The sequence below is a fragment of the Streptomyces sp. NPDC028289 genome (assembly GCF_055565975.1).
The window spans coordinates 29,894-48,533 of sequence record NZ_JBVHTI010000019.1; the positions used below are offsets into that span (position 1 = coordinate 29,894).

Consider the following 18,640-nt stretch of genomic DNA (forward strand, 5'->3'; position numbering starts at 1 on the left):
TAGGCATGAGGTCAGACAGGGTCAACGCATCCCTTTGGAACGTCCCAAAGGGGAAGCGTTGCCTGCCCGGAGGGTTTAGTGTTCGGTGCCCGAGCTCCACAGGCCCCGACCGTCGGTGGACTGAATAACCACGTTGCCGTCGTTCTGGATCACCAGTTGGGCGCCCGGGTTGTCGGCGGTGTTGGACGACCACAGCGTCTCCTGCGAGGCGCTGTAGACCACGAAGTTCCCATCACCCTGAAAGACCGCGTGAGCTCCCTTGCCCGAGGTGTGCGACGACCAGCGCACGACACCGTTTTCATCGCTGATCACGAGGTTTCCGTCCGTCCGCATGGTGATGTGCATGCGGTTGGAGGCAACGGACTCGCCCGGACCCAGGACGTAGGTGCCTTGGATCACGCGGGTGCTCCACTGCGCGGCGGGAGCCTGGGTGGTGCTGGACTTGGCCGCCTTCGTGGCCGGACGCGCCGCCTCGGACGTCGTCGTGGAGGCGGTGGCCTGCTTGGTGACCTGCTTGGCGGCCTGCGTCACGGGTTTCGTCACCTTGGCGGCGGTGAGCTTGACCGCTTTCGTGGCCTTCGACTCCTCTGGCGGCGATACTGCCGTGAACGTGTCCGTGCTGCCGGCCCCGTCGGCCTTCACGGGTGTCTGCACGAGACGCACGGCCGGCTTTCCAGCCTGCTTCTCGGACGGCGGCATGACGGTCGTCCGGGTCCCCCGGGAACCGGTCTCCCCCGCCGGTGCGCCGTGGGATGCCTTTCCTCCCTTTCCTTCCTTCACCGGGGCGGCCCCGCGAGCCGGGCCGAATGTCGGCGCCCCCGGCAGACCTGCCGTGCGGCCCCCGTCCACCGGATCCGTGAGGGGCACGCCACTGGAGTAGCCCTTGGGCTCGGAGTCTCCATCCGTGCCCGTTTGGCTGGCCACGGGAAGGGGCGTGTCCTGGCCCTCGTAAGCCGTCGTGTCCTGCTTGCTGTGCCCGGGGACGAACGGCGTGGCGGCGATCACCGCTCCGGCCACGGCCGCCGCGACGAGCAGCGGCCGGTGCACCTTGCGTACGGAGCGGGTGCTGCCGGAGCCCTGCCGCTTGCGCCCGGGCACGCTGCCTTCCGGTTCCGCGGCATTAGCGGGGTCGTAGCCGGCGGCGGGCGCAAGCTTGGCCGCTGCCTCGGCGGGGTCCGGGTCGGTCGTCGGGCTGTTGGTCTCCGGCAGCGCGGCTTGCGCGAACAGCTGGGCCAGCGGCGGTTGGGCGGATGCCTCGAACGTCCCGAGGTCGGAACCGTCGGGCATCGGAAGGGCCACCGCGCGCCGGACGGCGGCGGTCGCCGGTGCCCCCGCAGCGGCGGCGCTGCTCGCCTCGCCGGCGGACGGTGTTCTGTTGGTGGGCATGTCGCTCCTTGAGAAGGCCATGGTTGTGGGTCCCACGTCGGCCGATCTTGCTGCCGGGTCGCGGGGAGCGCTCAGGGTGCTGTGAGCCGCACACTGCGCGCGGACTTGTGCGGCGTTTCGGTTACGTGGTCTCCGGGGCGCCCGTGTCGGCGAATCCGAAGGCTGTGAGCAACCGGTCCGCCGTGGCGACGTCGACGCTGCTCAGTGCGTCACCGGGGGCGCACGGCGGTGCCATCTCGGGAAGTTCACGGAGGAACACCACACGTGCGGCGCCGCGATCTCGTACGTCCAGCACTTTGAAGCGTGTGCCGGGACCGAACATCATGTCCTCGGGCACCGTGACTTCGTCGAGCAGGAATCCGGTACGGCGGCCGGACACCGACCAGATGACGTGGAGGTCACCGGCGGGCGAGGATGACTTCCCGAGGGTTTGCGCCATGACCGCACCGGTCTCGCCGACCTCTCCGCCCACCAGCGGTGGCTGCCCGGTCCCTGGTTCAACGGCCCGGATCACCGCGCCCCGGTAGGAAGGCAGCCGGCGCAACCCCGAGGCCAGGCACCGCAGGAACGCGGTGGCTTCGATGTCACTGCGTTCCGCCGCTTCGCGCAGCATGTCCCCGGAGACAGGGGTGAGGAAGGCGTGTACCGTCGCCAGGTCTTCCGCCGAGGCGCCGTCCGCCCACGTGCTGCGCAATCCGGGCATCCTGGTCAGGACGCGGGTGACGGCGCCGATGTGACGCTCCCAGAGGGGGCCGAGACAGGACCGCAATCGCTGCCGGTCGGCCTCGTCGCTGCTGTGGGAGGGCCGTACCGGGAACTCGGTGAACTGTCGGGCGGACGAGCGGACTCCGGTGCCGGCACGGGGCGGCTGCCCGCCGCTGTCGGCGGATATCAGGAACCCCGCGCCCCTGCCTGCTGCACCCGCGGTGCTGAGTGGCGTGGAGCCGGTCTGTTGTGCCACCTCCGCTGATGCGGCAGGGAATGGCGTGGTCCTGGCCTTCTCGGTGGCAGGCTCGCGGGTCTCGGCATTCGCCGGTGCGGCATCGGGTTCGGGAAACCCGCGCAGTTCCGGCGCAGTTGTACCGAGTGTGTCGTCGTTGCGCAGCACGCTGTCGGGGCGTAGACCGGCGCGGGACGGCGTGGCGGTGGTTGTGGAAGGAGTGGCGAACGCGGCGTCGGTCGCGGAGATCCCATGGGGCACGGCACCGGTTGCGGGCGCAGGGGTGTTGGCCTGCGGGGCCGTCGACTGTGCTGTGCCGGACTGACCGCTTGGGCCCTCGGCCGCTCCGGGCAAACCGGAGCCGGTGGTCGGCAGGGCGGGGGCGGTGGGCACGTGGAGTGTAGGCGTCACACTGGCCTGGGGGAGCGGCTCTTCGTTCAGGAACTCGGGGACGGACCGTACCGGCTGCTCGGTGGCCGTCGGCCTGAGCGTACTGGTCGGCCGCTCCTTCGGGGGGAGCGAGGGCGTGACCCCAAGGCTGTCGTCGGCTTTCCCGCGCGGACGCCGTGACGCGAGCGCTATGCCGTGGCGTACGGCGACACGTCGCAGTGAGACGGCACCTCTCGTCCCCAGGACTCCGTGCACGTTGATGAGGGCGAGTTCGCGGACATCGGGCTCCATACCGCCGAACAGCTTGTCCAGTGCGGACCACAGGGAGTCGTCCAGCGCTCGGCGTGGTGTGCCCAGATCGATGACCACGGTGCCGGGGTCCACCGGCCGCCCGGAGGCAGCCGCAGGCGGCTGCATACCGATTCGCCCCACCCAGAGTCCGGTCGGTGTGACCTTGACCTGCCAGCGCCGGTCGATGAGCAGGACGCCTGCCTCGTCGGTCGGTTTGAACCCGCTCGCCGGTGCGCGCCAGGCTTCGATGCGCGGAGCGGGACGCTGCCCGCCGACGGCAGGCGAGCAGATGGCGGATTCGAGGAACGGCCGCCAGCCGGGGACTCCGTTGGGACCCATCAGCCGTACGGCGGGGGCCGAGCCGACGACCGACGGTTCGTCGACGACGACCGGCACGCCGTTCAGGACCCGGACCCCGGTGCCGAGCAGATCGGCGACGGCCTCGCCGGAGGCGATGGCATCCCGCCCGTCAGCGGGCAGCAGGCGCAAGGACCGACGGACGGGACCGGGCAGCGCAGCGATGACATCGGCCAACGCTTCGGCGGTGACGGGCGGGGCGTCCGGAACGCCCACGAGCAGCAGCGGGCTGTCGGCGTCGGCGGGCACGGCGTAGCGAAGCGCGTCCACACCCTCGACAGCCGCTTCCCGGGGCCGTATCAGCAGCCCGGCCGGAACCTCCTCGACGACATGCCCTTCGGCGAAGTCCGCGTCGATCCGTGCCATCGCGGGTGCCCAGGAAGGGACGGGCAGCCGTGCCCCGAGCCGACGCTGAGGCCTGCCGGCGGAGAACTGCACCCAGTCGCCGGGCCGGCCCGGAAGGTCCGGAGAGAACAGGGTCCCACCAGGAACGATCACGGCCACCCCTGCGGTGGCCACGACGTCCAGTCCCGACCGCTCGCAGAGCGTGCGCGCGACGGAGTCCGTTTCGGCCGTCTCGGCAGCACCGGCGGACATCACCAGCCTCACCGCCTGAACTCCTGCCGACCGGCAGTCATCCAGCACGGGTCGCAGGACCGCGTGCAGGCCTTCCGCTCCGTCCCGCCCCAGTGGCGCACCTACGACCACGCTGGCCACCCCGGGCGGCGAGGAACCCAGCCACGCGGTGGTGTCCAGGAGACCGGCGGCCGGGCGGCGGCCCGAGTGGACCACATACATTCGGGATTGAGCCTGCGTCACAGCCAACGACGTTGACGTGTCCCCTTGGGACGGCACCGGACGCAGGGCTTCGAGACGAGGAGTCATCGCCCGTCCCGGGCATGGATCGCGGTCATGAGGTCATCACACCCTTTGGTCACGGAGGGGTTGCACGGGCCGGGAAGCCCCGCCCACGTCAGTGGTGCGAGTTCGAATGGCCCTTCACCCGGCCGCGCCAGACCGGAGGGGATGACGCAATCCGTCTGCTGTCTTCCCTGAGAGACAGCAGACGCGCGCTGATCGGTCAGCGGCATACGGCATTGCCTCAACGCAGAGGATACAGTGCCCTCTTGTTGCGCGCGATAATTCCGCGCCCACGCTCTCCCTTATGGGAAGAGCGGAGCAGCAACAGGACTGGCCCCGCACGGTGCCGGGGCGCCTGTCTCATCGATCAGCGGTTCTGGGAGCCAGCCCGCACCGCCGAACCGCAGGGATTCGACGACCATGACGACCCACTTCGGCTTTTCCTCGAATAAATTCGGCCACAGGGGGATATTCGCCTCGTCGGCTGCAGGCATTCTGCTCGCGCTGCCACAGCTCTCCGCCGTCGCCTTTGCCGCAACTTCACAACTCCCCGTAATTCCGGCGGCACTGGGCACGGGTGTCACGCAGTGCACCGGGGCGTCGGAGGCGAAGGTCGACTCGGTGCCCTGGGCGCAGCGAAACCTCGACCTGGCGGCGGCCCAGCAGTTCGCCCAGGGCACCGGGGTGACCGTCGGCGTGGTGGACACCGGGGTGGCCACAGGTGCCTCTCTGCTCACCGGACGAGTGACGGCCGACGGCGCCGCCGCCCAGGACTGTGTGGGGCACGGCACCTTTGTGTCCGGACTCATCGCGGCGGCACCCGACACACGCAGCGGTTTCACCGGCGTGGCCCCCCAGGCTCGTGTCGTCGCCGAACGCGGCACGGACGAGGCCGGCAACCAGAGTCCCGCGCTCGTCGCGGCCGGGATCCGCGCAGCCGTCGGACAGGGCGCCCAGGTCGTGTACGTCTCGGCCGCCTTCTCCAGCGATACGGCCGCCCTGCGATCGGCGGTCGCCTTCGCCCGGTCCCACGACGCCCTCATCGTCGCTCCGGCCGTTCCGGACGGCACGGACACCGCGACGGACGGAGACGATCCGGCGCCGGCCGCCTACTGGCCGGCCTCCGCCGCCGGGGTGCTGTCGGTGGAGGACGTGGACATCGACGGAAACCGTTCCCAGAGCGCGCTGGTTCCCGAAAGGGTCGATCTCGCTGCCCCCGGAGACGGTGTGGCCGGCATCGGCCCGCGTGGCTCCGGCTATTTCATCGGGAACGGTTCTTCGATGGCTGCGGCCTACGTCGCGGGCACGGCTGCGCTGCTGCGGTCGGCCGATCCGCAGCTGCGCGCAGACCAGGTCTCCCGCCGGCTCGTCGCGAGCGCCTATCCCGCCGCCGTACCCCGCCTGGATCCCTACGGCGCTCTTGCCGACGTGCTGGCCGCCGGTCCTGCACCCTCCGCGCGGTCCTATGAGGATCGCGTAGATCTGACGCCTCCGGCCAAGGACAGCGGCGTCCTGCGCCGCGCCGGCCGGCTGGCCGCTGCCTGCCTGCTGCTCGTGGTCGGGGTTCGTGCGGGTACAGCCTTGTTCGCGCGGGCCCGGGCGCGTCGACCTATGCCCTGACCCCGGTAGCCGGCGTCCTTGCCTCCCGCGGCCGCGGACTCGTTGTTCGCGAGGGGGGAAGGACGTGGCCTAGCATGCTGGCCCGCACTTGACGGCAGGGAACAGGTCCTCGGTCCGCCGCGTCCGGATCGACTGGCACCGGGCCGCGGCCCGGCGGCCGTTCCAACGACGGGAAGCCGGGCGCATGGGCGGTGCGACACCCGAGTCCCGCCGGCCGCCCAGCTGACGGATGCTCGTAAGCGCCCGTCAAGGTGTGCCCGGGCCGGACTGCGCAGGTCGTCCCACGCCTGCTGACCTGAAGGCTGTGCACGAGCCAGCAAGGTGGGTTCGGCCGCCGGCCGGCTCGTCACCTGTCTCGTTCGTCCGCCGTGCCGAGCGGGTCCATCAGCGCCGTCTGGATCTGTACGGAACCGCGCCGGGTGATGTACAGGGCTCGGCCCGGGGGCAGCAGGCGCGGTTTGACGTTGCCGAAGATGTAGCCCTCGTCGGGCGGACAGGACATCAGCAGACCGGGTGCGTTGACCTCCAGCATTCTCCGCACGAGGGGATCGTTGACCCCACGCATGCCTCCGGCGGCCGCGCGCGTGACGACCATGTGCAGGCCCAGTTCATAGCCCAGTGGCAGGTGTTCCAGCAACGGCTCGAAGGGCGTACGCACCGGCTGGGCGACCATGTCGTAGTCGTCCACCAGAACGAACAGCCGCGGTCCCTTCCACCAGTCGGCCAGGCGCATCCGGGCGGGCGTGATGTCGGCCCCCGGCACACGGTCCTTGAGCGCTCGGCTCACCCCGCTGAGCAGCTCGGACAACTGGTCCACGGACACGGCGTGACCGAGCAGGTATTCGGCCGGGATCGCTTCGGCCAGCTCACGACGGGTGTCCATGACCAGGAACCGGGCTTCGGCCGGGGTGAACCGTTCCGTGACGGCCTGGGCGATCAGCCGCAGCAGGTTGGTCTTGCCCGATTCGCTGTCGCCGAAGGCCACCAGATGCGGTGTCTCGGCAAAGTTCTGCCACGCGGGCCCCAGTTCGTTCTCCTCCACGCCCAGCGCGATACGGAGCCGGCGGTCCGGGTCCGCCGGCGGCAGCGCGGTGACCGGCAGCTGGGTGGGCAGCATGCGTACCGGTGGTGCCGCCGTGCCCGGCCAGCTCTCGGCCACCGCCGTGACCAGATTCGCGACACCGTCCGTCAGGTCGTCGGAGGTCTCGCCGCCGTCGATGCGCGGCAGCGCGCTCAGGAAGTGCAGTTTGGAGTCGATCGTCATCCCGCGGCCCGCTGTCCGGGGCACGCTTCCGGCCCGACGGATGTCGGCCATCGAATCCACCGGGTCACCCATCCGCAGTTCGAGCTTGGTCCCGCTCTGGTCACGGACCGCTGCGGTCAGGTCCATCCAGCGGGACGTCGTGATCAGCAGATGGAGTCCGTAGTTCAGGCCGCCGGTCGCGATCGCGTTGAACCGGTTCATCAGGTCCGAAAAGTCCTGCCGCACGGTGGACCAGCCGTCGAGCACCAGGAAGACGTCGCCGTGCTGCTCGTCGGGGAACTCGCCCGCCGCTCTGCGCTGGCGGAAGGCCGCCATGGATTCGATGCCGTGCTCGGCGAAAAGACGTTCCCGGTGCGCGAGGAGCGTGGACATCTCGGCGAGGGTGCGGTTGATGCGTTCGGTGTCGAGGCGGCCGGCGACGCCGCCGACGTGCGGCAGTCCGGCCAGGCTCGCCAGTGTGCCACCGCCGAAGTCCAGGCAATAGAACTGGACTTCACGAGGGGTGTGAGTGAGGGCGAGTGCGGTGATGACGCTGCGGGCCAGGGTGGACTTGCCGCTCTGCGGTCCGCCGGCGATGGCGATGTGCCCGCCGGCGGCCGACGCGTCGACGGTCAACAGGTCGCGCTGCTGCTCGAAGGGCCGGTCCACGATGCCGACGGGCACCCGCAGCGCACCCCGCTCCGGCCAGCCCACGGTGGTCAGGCCGAGGTCGGGGTCCTCCAGCAGGGGCGGCAGCAGACCGTCCAGGGTGGGCGGCGTGCTCAGTGGCGGCAACCACACCTGATAGGCGGGCGGCCCGGAATCACGTAGTTTGTCGATTGCCACGGACAGCAAGCTCGGGAAGTCCTTTTCGGCTTCCTCCCGCTGTGTCTCCTCCGCCGTTTTCGCTGCTTCCTCGGGTAGTGGTTGACGTTCTTCCACCCACTCGCTGGTCCACGGTATGACCTTGCTCGCCACCTGGGCCGGGGCCAGGGTGCCGGAACGCGGCCGGTAGGAGCCTGACACATAGGCGGCGCGGAAGCGAGTGAGGGACTCGACGCCGCTCTTGAGGAAGCCGCTTCCTGGTTGCGGCGGCAGCTCGTAGGCGTCCGGGACGCCGAGCACGCCACGCGACTCCATGGCCGAGAAGGTGCGCAGACCGATCCGGTACGACAGGTGGCTCTCCAACTGGTGCATACGGCCCTCGTCCAAGCGCTGCGAGGCCAGCAGCAGGTGCACCCCAAGAGACCGGCCGAGGCGTCCGATCATCACGAAGAGTTCCATGAACTCGCGGTGTGCGGCCAGCAGTTCGCTGAACTCATCGACGACCACAAACAACGAGGGCAGAGGGGCGAGCGGGGTGCCGGACGCGCGGGCCCGCTCGTAGTCGAGGGCGGAGGTGTAGTTCCCCGCGGCCCTCAACAGCTCCTGTCGGCGTATGAGTTCACCGTGCAGGGCGTCCTGCATGCGGGAGACCAGGGCGGCCTCGTCAGCGAGGTTGGTGATCACCGCCGAGGTGTGGGGAAGTTCGTGCAGGCCCAGGAAGGTCGCGCCGCCCTTGAAGTCGACCAGGACGAAGTTGAGGGTCTCCGAGGAGTGGGTGAGAGCCAGGCCCAGCACGAGGGTGCGCAGGAGTTCACTCTTGCCGGAACCGGTGGCGCCGATCAGCATGCCGTGCGGGCCCATGCCGTCCTGCGCGGACTCCTTGATGTCCAGTTCCACCGGCCGCCCGTCGGCGCCGACCGCGATGGGCACTCGCAGCCGATCAGCCGCGGTGGTCCGCTCGGCCCAGTACGCGTCGGGGTTGTAGCGGTGCAGGTCGGGGATGCCCAGCAGGGTGGTCAACTGGATGTCGGTGGACAGCGGCTCCTCGGAGAGCGCCTTGGCACCGGGGCGCATCGGAGCCAGGACCAGGGCCAGCGCTCGCGCGTCGGCACGGCCGAGACGGTCGGCGCGGCCCAATGAGACGGTGGTCTCCTTGCGGTCGCGATCAGTGCGTACCAACTTGATCTCGCTGTATGCGGCTTCGGGCTCCGGGTTGCCCTGCTCGGCGTTCTCGGCAGTCGCGTCGGATTCCTCGACCACCACACGCAGCACGGTTCGTCCCGGCCGCCATGTCAGTTCCCCGGACAGGTCGAGCACCACGGTGTTGCGCAGACCCGCCCGGTCCAGCTGGTGCCCGGCGGCTACTTGACCGCCGTCCAGCACGACTACCAGGTATGGCTCGTCCCTTGTCGGTGATGCGCCGGCCTCGAAAGCGGGACGCTGCGTGAACTCCTCGCCCAGGAGGTCCTCCAACTCGGCCATGGTCGAGGCGGTCAGCCGCGCCGGGCCGACGCTGTCGAAGCGGATCGGGTTCAGGTTGTGCGGCAGCCATTTCACCCACTCCCACTCCGCGCGCCGTTCCGGTGCCACACACAGCGTGATCATCAGATCCTGCGGCGAATGCAGGACGGCGAGCTGGCCGAGCATGGCACGGGCGGTGTCCAGCACCATCTCTTGATCGCCGCGGAACAGAACTCGGGCCCACGCCCGCAGGAAGAGCGCGATGGGCTGCTCCGGCACCGAGGCGTACGCGTTGGTGAACGCGCGCAGCGCTTGGGCCGAGAGCGGGTCGAGGTCCTCCACCGGCTTACTGGTGTCGGTGGCGAGCCGCAGGGCGAGCCGCTGATCGCCGGCAGCCAGGCGCACCTCGGCGAAGTCCTCGTCCGCCATGCGCCGTTCCCACAGCCGTGAGGTTCTCGCGAAGGACCACAGGGCCAGGGGGTCCGGGTGGCGCCAGGCCAGCGCCCGTTGCTGCTCACGTATGGCCGACCGTACATTGCGCCGGACCCCGCCCAGGTACCGCAGGTAGTCGCGCCGGGCGCCCTTGAGCCGCTGTTTGCGCTCCGTGCCGGACTGCATCAACTGGCCCACCAGCATGGCGGCCATCGATACCAGCATCAGCCCGACCACCAGATACATGATCGGGCTCGACGAGCTGCCCAGTCTCGTGTACAGCAGCACCATGGCGACCGACATGGCCGCCATGGGCAGATAGGTCATGATCCCTGACGCACCCCGGGGCGTCGCTTCCGCCAGGGGCGGCGGCTCTTTGAGGGTGAGTTCGCCTTCGGGAATGTCCGGACCACGGCGCCGGGCTGATCGGCGAACGAAAACCACACTCAACGGAGGTTCTCCTCGGGAGTAGGGCGGCGGAGCACGGCTCGCGGGACGCGTAGCAGGGGGCGGACCTGGCGGCCAGGGCATCGGCTGAGACCGGAACGGGTGAGTACGAACCCTCTGGCCTGGCAGAGCCGGTGTGAGAGAGGTGCCGGTCGTGAGAGTATCTGTATTCGAGCGTTCTGGCTAAAGGCTCTGTCTCCGCGCCGGACGCCCTCCTTGCTCGGCTCGTTGGCGCACGTGCCGTGGCGATCCTGCTTACCTCCCCACGCGGATCGCTGCTGGGCCTCAGCGTGTACGGGGCCTGACCGGCGGCGATCCTGCCTGTTCGAGCTGGAAGGCTTGTGCCGCCATGAACGAAACTTCGGTGCACGGGTTGTGCCGAATCATTGTGCGCGCCCCAGACAGACTCCTCGAGTTGGCCGTCCCGGCCGACATCCCTTTCGCGGATCTCATGCCGGTCATCGTCGACCACGCGGGGGCGGAGCTGGAGGAGGCGGGCCTGGAGCATGCCGGCTGGATACTCCAACGCATCGGCGGTGATCCGCTGAACAGCGAAGGGACTCCGGCCACGCTGGAGATCAAGGACGGTGAGACCCTGCTGCTGCGGCCGCGGACGGAGGCCCTCCCGCCGATCCGCTACGACAACCTGGTGGACGCCGTCTCGGCGACCGTACGCGACCTTCCCCACGCCTGGACGCCGGAGATCAGCCGCTGGACGCTGCGGCTGACGACGGCCGCCGCGCTGACCGGCTGCCTGACGCTGCTGCTCCTGTCCGACTCCGGAGCGTTCGGGCGGGCGGCACTGGCCGTCGGCGCGGCGCTGCTCGCCCTGTCCGGTGCGAGCGCCGCCTTTCATGTTCTGGACGACGGTCCCGGAGCGGTCATGCTGGGACTGTTCGGCGGCGCTTTCCTCGCTGTTCTGGGCCTCCTCGTGGTCGGCGACGGATCCTCGGCACGGGATGCCGGAGCCCGACTGCTGGCTGCCGGTTCGGCTGCGGCACTCGGTGTGGTGCTGGCCAGCAGTGTTGTTCCCACGTATCCCGTGGTGTTCGCGGCCGGCGGTGTGGTGGCCGTGGCAGCCGTGCTTGCGGGTGTCCTGATGATCGGCCTCGGCCAGCCCTTCTCCCACGTGGCCGGCGCCGTGGCCATGGTGGCGGTGGCGTTCGGCGCCTTCATCCCCAGGGTTTCCTTCTCGCTGGCCGGACTGAGACTGCCACCGCTTCCGACCAACGTCGACCAACTCCAGGAGGGCATCGACCCGCGTTCCGAGAGCGACATCGCCTCGGGAAGCGTGGCCGTGGACCGGTGGATGACGGCCTTTTACGGTGCGGTGGGCGTCATCTGTACGGCCTGCCTGGTCGGCCTCGCCGCGAGCCCGGGTCTGTCCCGCCTGGTCGCCGCCTCGCTTCTCGCGCTCCTGCTTGCCCTGCACAGCCGCAGTCTGGGCACCTCGTGGCAGCGCCTGGCGTTCGCCGTACCGGCGGGCGTGGGCACGGTACTGCTGGTCGTCGAGACCACGCTGCGGCACGGGGCCGGAGCCGGACTCGCCGGTACCGCGGCGCTGATGCTTGTCGCCAGCCTCACCGCGACCGTGTCCTGGTTCGTCCCGGGGCGGCGGCTGCTGCCGCACTGGGGCAGGGCAGGCGACCTTCTGCAGTCCGCCGCGGCCTTCGCTCTGTTCCCCGCGGCCCTGTGGGCGCTCGACATCCTTCAGCGTCTGCGTGCGTGGAAAGGCTGAGACCGCACGTCATGAATGGTGAAACAGAAGGGCGAAGGCATGCAGTCCCGTCGTGACCAAGTGCAGGCTCATCAGTTCCTGGTCTCCCGGCTGACCGCGGGGCTGCTGCGGGCCGATCCCGACGCCGCCGAGACACCTACCCGCCGAACCGACCGGGGCATGGCCTACGGCGCCGTTGGCGGCGCCCTGTTGTGCGCCGGCTTCCTGGTCTTCGGTCTGCTTTCGCCGGGGCAGAACACTTCCTGGCGCAGCGGAACGGCACTGATCGTCGAAAAAGACACCAACACCCGCTACGTGTACGACGGCACACTGCGCCCGGTGCGCAATTACGCGTCGGCACGGCTGATCCTGGGCGGGAACATGACCACGCAGTCCGTCTCTGCGCAGTCTCTGTCCGGCACGGCCCACGGAGCGCCCACGGGCATCTCCAACGCCCCCGACACCCTCCCGCCTGCCGACAAGTTGAACACCGGCGCTTGGGAGGTGTGCGCGGACATCTCGGTCACCGGTGCCGGCCGGCAGGTGTCGCACACCACGCTCAGGGTGGATACCGATGAACCGGGCACCGGCATACGCAACAATCAGGCGGTCCTGGTCAGCGGCCCCGACGGCACCAAGTACCTGGTGTGGAACGGCAGCCGGTTCCAACTGCCTCCCGGTACGGCGGTCGGCGACGCCCTCGGGTACGGCGGCACCAAAGTTCTCCAGGTGTCGGCCGCCTTTCTCGACGCGCTGCCCGCGGGACCTCGACTCGCGGCTCCCACGGTCTCCGGCCTTGGCGCGGTCGGTCCGCGACTGGACGGTCTGCCGACCAGGGTGGGCCAGCTCTTCACCGTCTCGACACCCGGCTCCGCCCAGCAGTATTACCTCCTGTTGTCCGACGGCCTGGTACGGGTGACCGACACGCAGGCTGCGATCGTTCTCGGTGACGTGGACGTCCAGCACAAGGCGTACCGGGGTGGCGTTCCCAAGGCGACGGCCCTGTCCGCGCACGCGCTCACCAGCGCCTCCGCCCCAGAGGGATCGGAGGCCGGCCGGGCGGTTCGCAGGGAGGGGGCGGCGTTGCCGCCGGTTCCTCCGCAGTTGCTCGCGGTGGATGAGAACCGAAGCGCCTGTACCCGTCTGGTCCCGCACCGGTCATCCGGTGTGACGGTGAGCGTACTGCTCGTCTCGGCAGCCACCGTCGAGGCAGGCGCGGAGCCCTACGCGCGTACGCCGGCCCCGGCCTGTCTGCCGGTGGACGCGGTGGCGTTGCCGCCCGGCGGAGGCAGCCTGGTCAAAGTGTTGGGCAGCGCAGGCGGTGCGGTGGGTAACACCGTCTATCTGGTCACGGACGTCGGCCTGAAGTACCGGATTACGAACTCCGCGTCGGCTGCCGACCTCGGTTACGACCTGACGGACGCGGTGGGTCTGCCGTCGCCGCTGCTGCGCATGCTTCCCAATGGCCCCGACCTGTCCGCCGATGCCGCTAAGGCGGGGTTGAGTACGGTCTCTGGCGAACCGTCATGCGTGGGATGAATTTCACATGAGCGAAAGGGTCGATGATGACTGCCCTTTCGGGAAGGAAAGTCATGCAGCTCCTTGCGAGCGTTATCAACTGGGCTTACCCTTAAACGAATTCGCTTGGATTTGGCGCGATCTGAGCACTGCAGAGCGATGCCGCCTGCAAAGCTGCTGGAGTTCCCCGCGTCTACCTCGTGGCGGGCGGACCATGCTCCGCATCCCAAATCCAAGGAGGCCACACCATGAGTACGCCGAGTTCGTATTTGCAGGAATCGTCCACAAGCACCTATAGCAAGGCGATTCAGATCCTGCAGAACGCGCAGACCCAGATGAACACCATCAGGGGCGAGGTCGAGCAGGCGAAGGCGACCCTGTCGGCTCACTACGGCGGGGCCGACGGCAGGGCCTACGCACAGGTCATGGAGACCTGGTGCCAGGAGGTCGAGCGGATCATGAACACCTGTGAAGCCATGCAGAATCAGCTGAGCAACAGCATGCAGACGGACACCAAGACGCAGACCACCACCTACGAGTCGGTCTTGAGCGAGGGCCGGCACACGGTTCCCGGCGGCGGGACGCTCGCTGCCGGAGCCTACAACCAGATGACGGGCTGACCCGCGCACAGCTCGACACCTGCCTGTATCCATCGCCCTTCCGTCCCTGGTTACTTTCCCTGAAAGGCCTCTCATGGCTGCCGAAGACGGCATCTACATCGACCACGGCCAGGCTCTGACCTTCGCCCAGGAGATGCAGCACCAGACCACCCGTATTGCAGGTCTGGTCAGTCAGCTGGAGCAGGATCTCCAGCCCATCGCAACCAGTTGGCTGGGCCCCGACCGAGACGTCTACTTCCAGCGCGTACAGCCCGCCTGGAACGCCGAGGTGTCCGCGCTCAGCCAGATCCTGCTGTCGCATGCCCAGACGCTCGAAGGAATCTCGGACCTGTACAAGAAGACCGTCTACCAGAACGCCCAGGGGTTCGAGGAGATCAAGTTCTGATCTGCCTCGGCAGTTCGAAAAGGAGAGCCTTCAGTGGCAGGTGATCTGACCAAGCTCGACCCACACGCGCTCAAGGCGTTCATCGACGATGAACTCACACCTGAGTTCATCGAGAGCATCACCAAACTGCGTGCACCGGGACAGACCCCGCCCTCTCTGTACGACATCGGCGCTGAACCTCATCCCCTGGTTATCGGTCAGCTGGACGGCGACGGTGACACCGGCGGCAAGAACGTGTCCGCCAACGTTGTCAAGGCGGCCGGCGCTATTGACACCGTGCTGAACAAGCACTTCACGGCCTTCCAGGACCTGAAGAGAGAGCTGGAGGATGTCATCAGGACCATGATCAAGGCGGGTGAGAAGAGTCTGGAACAGGTCGAAGCTGGAAAGTTCATGACGGCCATCGGCGGCTACGACTCGGAACTCGGCGAACCCGGAACCGGGGGTACGACGAACCCATAGGCCCGCAGGACGACCGGACAGACATCCTTGACTGACACGGTGCGCGCCCGGCTTTCAGCTGCAACTCAGCAGCCCCTGGCCTGGCGTGCACTGCTGTGACACGGCAACGCGGAGTTTGATTCTCATGGCCATTGATACGTGGGAAAACATCATCAATCTGCTGACCGGTTGGACCTTGCCCAAGCGGGAGGACATCACGGGCATCAAGGGGGACGACGGTGCGCCGTGGATGGACGTCAAGGTCAAGTCCATTGAGAACGGCCTGGACAACGGCGTTGATTTGGGGATGCTCGACCACGGTTCCTGGAAAATTCGTTTTTATACCGCAGAAGGTAAAGGTGTGAAGCATTGGGAGGTGCAGATTACCTACAAGGACCTCTCGGACGGCCAGCGGTTCTGGGACCGTAGTGAGTACGTGCTGAAAGAGTTGTCCTCCGGAAGTTTTACATCCATCGGTCTCAACTCGCCGGTCGGTGGAGATCCCAATCCCACCATCGGTGTGGATCTGCATTCGTTCACTAAAATTGCGCAGTCCTTCGATGCGGCTGGATCCTATTTCAGGACTCATACCACCATACTTCAAAACTGGCTCCATGAACTGGGTAGCGAAAAAGCCGCCTGGAAGGGCAATGCGGCAGGCGTATTCTGGCATCTGATTGATGATCTGCACACAAAGTACGACAACTTCTCCTCCGAATTGAAGCCGCCGGGGTTTAGTCCCACCAATAAGTCCCCGTCCACCCAATATCAGAGCAGCACGCTTCACGGCGACTCATTGATTGGGGCTGAAGTCGCCCTACACAAGGCGTATTCAGACCTGAATGAAAAAATGCTTTATGCGGCTTTCGCGTCGGCGGCTCCGATATCCGGCTCGGGCGTCAGCGGTGCAAGCTTTCAGGGTGTAGTGAGGCCCACCCCTTCACAAGTCCTGGATCAGGTGCTGACAGAAGTTTTCATCTGGATCCTCATGGAAAATTGGTCACAGGTTGAGGGGCGAACCGAGTATGGACCTCTGCCTCCTGGCGGTGTCCCTAGGGAAACCCAAACAATATCCCCGCTGCCCGGGTTCACCGACAATTCGCCGTCATGGGGCCGCGTATCGGATATGAGTTTCTGGTCGGCGGTCGGACAGGAGGCGGTGAACCGGTGGACGCGAAATATTCAAACCAACCTGGACGACCCTGCCCGGGCTATTGTGTCAACTCTGCAGCAGGGGTGGGGTCGGGCGCTCGACGCGAACTGGGACTCGCGCTTCGCGTTCCAGGACACGTCGAACACCTCGCTGAAGACCGACTTGCAGAATGATCAAGGAGGAGGGAGTGGGGGTGGAGGTGGAGGTGGAGGAGGTAATCCAGGTCCGAGCGACCTTAAAAAATTCGGAAATGACCTGAATAAGGGAATGAAGGACATCGGTAAAGGATTGGAGGGTTTGGGGGGGAAATTCAACAGTGGTCTGAACGGGCTTGGGAAGAAGTTCAGTGGTGGTTTGAACGGGCTCGGGAACAACCTGAGTGGTGGTTTGAACGGGCTCGGGAACAACCTGAGTGGTGGTTTGAACGGGCTCGGGAACAACCTGAGCAGTGGTCTGAACGGGCTCGGTGGTGGTTTGGACGGGCTCGGGACAAACCTGAGTGGTGGTTTGAGCGGGCTCGGGACAAACCTGAGTGGTGGTCTGAACAACCTCAGCGGTGGTCTGAACGGGCTCGGGACAAACCTGAGTGGTGGTCTGAACAACCTCAGCGGTGGTCTGAACGGGCTCGGAACCAACCTCAGCGGTGGTCTGAACAACCTCAGCGGTGGTCTGAACGGGCTCGGAACCAACCTCAGCGGTGGTCTGAACGGCGGCGGGCAGAGTGTCACCAATTCCGACGGCAGCGTCACCACTCACAATCCCGACGGTAGTTTGACGACCCGCTTTCCGGACGGCAGCACCCGTACCGTCTCCCCGGACGGGACGGTGACGACGACCTCGGCGGACGGACAGGTCTCCACCAGTCATCTCGGTGCCGGTCAGAGCGTGACCAACCCCGACGGCAGCACGACCGCCCTGAACGGCGACGGAGGGGTCACCACACATTTCCCTGACGGAAGTTCGATTGCGTCCAACCCGGACGGAAGTTACACCGTCACCAATGCCGACGGTTCGACGAAGACGACCTTCCCGAACGGCACAGTGAAGTCCGTGGGGACCGACGGGATCTCACATATCACCATGCCGAACGGTGATGTGAGCACGCAGAATGCGGACGGCAGCGTGACCACGCAGTTCCCCGGTGGCGGCAGCACGACGGTGTCGCCGAACGGCGACGTGACGGCCACGACAGCCGATGGAAACACCGTGAGCAGACACCTTGATCCCGGTCAGAGCATCGTCAACCCGGACGGCAGCACCACGAGTGTGGACTCGAAGGGTGACATCATCACCAAGTTCCCGGACGGCAGCAGCACCACGGTGCACCCCGACGGGACAGTGACCACTACACAGCCCACCGGTGGCGTGAACACGTCCTCGAACGGCGGACAGGGCAACCTCGAGGGGGCCGGGAAGAACGGCCTGGGAAACCTTACGGTGCACAACGGCGACGGCAGCAACGCCATCCACACACCGGGCGGCTCGACCATCACCAACCATCCGGACGGCTCGTCGACCACTCAATTCGCCGACGGCAGCTCGACCGTCACCTCGCCGACTGGCCAGTTCCAGGCGCTTCCGAGTCCGCAGACGTCCGCCGCCGCAGCGGCGGGAGGCGCGGCGGGCGCGGCGGCCGCGGCCGCAGGTGCCGCAGGTGCCGGCGCCGACGGAAGCATGATGAACCTGATACAGCCCATGATGATGATGGCCGGTATGGCCCGCATGGGGGGCGGTCAGGCGGGTGGCAAGGGCGAGGGAGAACGCGTACGCGAGACGTACGAGACGAACGCGGACGGTGCGTTCATCCAGCTCGACGGGTTTCCCCGACCCGCGTCCATCCGCTCGGGAGCCGCCGAAGAGCCCGAGGCCTATGAAGAGGAAGAAGAGGACAGCGAGGAGCTGTTCGACTGGTCGCCCAGCACGGCCTCCCCCTCCCGGGCGACTGCGAGAGCGACCTCCCAGAGCGGCCAGTCTTCCTGGAGCCACGACGAACCCGATGTGTGGGGAACGGAAGAGACCGGGTTGCCGGCGTCGATCGGACATTCCCAGGTTCCCCGCAGGCCCTGACACGAAGCGAAAATCGGAGGACATGATGCCGAAGTCTCTTGATGAGCAACTCCGTGAGTCGATGGCGGACTTCACCCGGACCCACGAGTCCTTGGTGGAGGCCAAGGAAGAGATCGCCCGGCTGTCGGTGACCGTCCGCTCGAAGGACGGCGCGGTGGAGGTGACGGTAGGCGCGCAAGGCGACATGACCGGGCTGCGTTTCCCCAACAACAAGCACGCGTCTCTGTCGGGCCAGGAACTGGCGTCGAAGGTGCTGGAGACCGTGGCCACGGCGCGGACGGAGATGATGAAGCAGGCCATGACCCGGTTCCGGTCGCTCACTGAGGGCTCTTTGGGGGTGGCCGGTTCCGAAGGCCTTGCCAACCTCGACCTGGACCGACTGCTCAAGCCCTTCGTTGCGGACGGAATCGTCGCGGCCCCAGAGAAGACGAGGCGGCCCCAGCCGCAGCAGGGAGACCGTGGCTGACACGGGAAATGCCGCGCCCT

Annotated in this window: 11 protein-coding genes; 8 read left to right on the top strand and 3 right to left on the bottom strand. The window is 67.5% G+C overall.

Annotated elements, in window-relative coordinates:
- Window positions 1–75: 75 nt before the first annotated feature.
- Window positions 76–1,386 (bottom strand): hypothetical protein, encoded by a 1,311-nt coding sequence (locus tag ACZ4UV_RS50600; protein WP_467849547.1) that lies wholly within the window; start codon window positions 1,384–1,386, stop codon window positions 76–78.
- Window positions 1,387–1,507: 121 nt separating this feature from the next.
- A complete protein-coding gene (locus ACZ4UV_RS50605) occupies window positions 1,508–3,973 on the bottom strand; it encodes a DNA polymerase III subunit gamma/tau domain-containing protein (RefSeq protein ID WP_467849552.1) in 2,466 nt (821 codons plus the stop codon).
- A gap of 672 nt (window positions 3,974–4,645) precedes the next feature.
- Between ACZ4UV_RS50605 and ACZ4UV_RS50610 the strand changes: the two genes are divergently transcribed.
- On the top strand, window positions 4,646–5,845 hold the full coding sequence (locus tag ACZ4UV_RS50610; RefSeq protein ID WP_467849559.1) for a S8 family serine peptidase: 1,200 nt from the start codon (window positions 4,646–4,648) through the stop codon (window positions 5,843–5,845).
- A 346-nt stretch (window positions 5,846–6,191) separates the two neighbouring features.
- Here the strand turns inward: ACZ4UV_RS50610 and eccCa are convergent, their stop codons facing one another.
- Window positions 6,192–10,250: a type VII secretion protein EccCa gene (gene eccCa, locus ACZ4UV_RS50615; RefSeq protein WP_467849674.1), complete on the bottom strand. Its 4,059-nt coding sequence runs from the start codon at window positions 10,248–10,250 to the stop codon at window positions 6,192–6,194.
- 352 nt (window positions 10,251–10,602) lie between these two features.
- Between eccCa and eccD the strand changes: the two genes are divergently transcribed.
- From eccD to ACZ4UV_RS50650, 7 genes are all read left to right on the top strand, one after another.
- The gene (gene eccD, locus ACZ4UV_RS50620) at window positions 10,603–11,991 is read left to right on the top strand and encodes a type VII secretion integral membrane protein EccD (protein WP_467849565.1); all 1,389 of its coding nucleotides are present in this window, start codon (window positions 10,603–10,605) and stop codon (window positions 11,989–11,991) included.
- 18 nt (window positions 11,992–12,009) lie between these two features.
- Window positions 12,010–13,509 carry a type VII secretion protein EccB gene (eccB, locus tag ACZ4UV_RS50625; protein WP_467849571.1) on the top strand — a complete coding sequence of 500 codons (1,500 nt, stop codon included), beginning with the start codon at window positions 12,010–12,012 and terminating at the stop codon, window positions 13,507–13,509.
- Between the two features lie 227 nt (window positions 13,510–13,736).
- A complete protein-coding gene (locus ACZ4UV_RS50630) occupies window positions 13,737–14,108 on the top strand; it encodes a hypothetical protein (RefSeq protein WP_467849576.1) in 372 nt (123 codons plus the stop codon).
- 73 nt (window positions 14,109–14,181) lie between these two features.
- Window positions 14,182–14,493, top strand: coding sequence for a WXG100 family type VII secretion target (locus ACZ4UV_RS50635; RefSeq protein WP_467849583.1), 312 nt, complete (start codon window positions 14,182–14,184; stop codon window positions 14,491–14,493).
- A gap of 33 nt (window positions 14,494–14,526) precedes the next feature.
- Window positions 14,527–14,955 (top strand): type VII secretion system-associated protein, encoded by a 429-nt coding sequence (locus ACZ4UV_RS50640; RefSeq protein WP_467849588.1) that lies wholly within the window; start codon window positions 14,527–14,529, stop codon window positions 14,953–14,955.
- Window positions 14,956–15,079: 124 nt separating this feature from the next.
- Window positions 15,080–18,154 carry an AAWKG family protein gene (locus ACZ4UV_RS50645; RefSeq protein ID WP_467849593.1) on the top strand — a complete coding sequence of 1,025 codons (3,075 nt, stop codon included), beginning with the start codon at window positions 15,080–15,082 and terminating at the stop codon, window positions 18,152–18,154.
- Window positions 18,155–18,176: 22 nt separating this feature from the next.
- The gene (locus tag ACZ4UV_RS50650; RefSeq protein ID WP_467849599.1) at window positions 18,177–18,620 is read left to right on the top strand and encodes a YbaB/EbfC family nucleoid-associated protein; all 444 of its coding nucleotides are present in this window, start codon (window positions 18,177–18,179) and stop codon (window positions 18,618–18,620) included.
- Window positions 18,621–18,640 lie beyond the last annotated feature (20 nt).

Excerpts from the sequence above, each read along its gene's own strand:
- ACZ4UV_RS50650 (WP_467849599.1), top strand. The coding sequence starts at position 18,177 with ATGATGCCGAAGTCTCTTGATGAGCAACTCCGTGAGTCGATGGCGGAC.
- ACZ4UV_RS50645 (WP_467849593.1), top strand. The coding sequence starts at position 15,080 with ATGGCCATTGATACGTGGGAAAACATCATCAATCTGCTGACCGGTTGG.
- ACZ4UV_RS50610 (WP_467849559.1), top strand. The coding sequence starts at position 4,646 with ATGACGACCCACTTCGGCTTTTCCTCGAATAAATTCGGCCACAGGGGG.
- ACZ4UV_RS50630 (WP_467849576.1), top strand. The coding sequence starts at position 13,737 with ATGAGTACGCCGAGTTCGTATTTGCAGGAATCGTCCACAAGCACCTAT.
- ACZ4UV_RS50635 (WP_467849583.1), top strand. The coding sequence starts at position 14,182 with ATGGCTGCCGAAGACGGCATCTACATCGACCACGGCCAGGCTCTGACC.
- eccD (WP_467849565.1), top strand. The coding sequence starts at position 10,603 with ATGAACGAAACTTCGGTGCACGGGTTGTGCCGAATCATTGTGCGCGCC.
- ACZ4UV_RS50600 (WP_467849547.1), bottom strand. The coding sequence starts at position 1,386 with ATGCCCACCAACAGAACACCGTCCGCCGGCGAGGCGAGCAGCGCCGCC.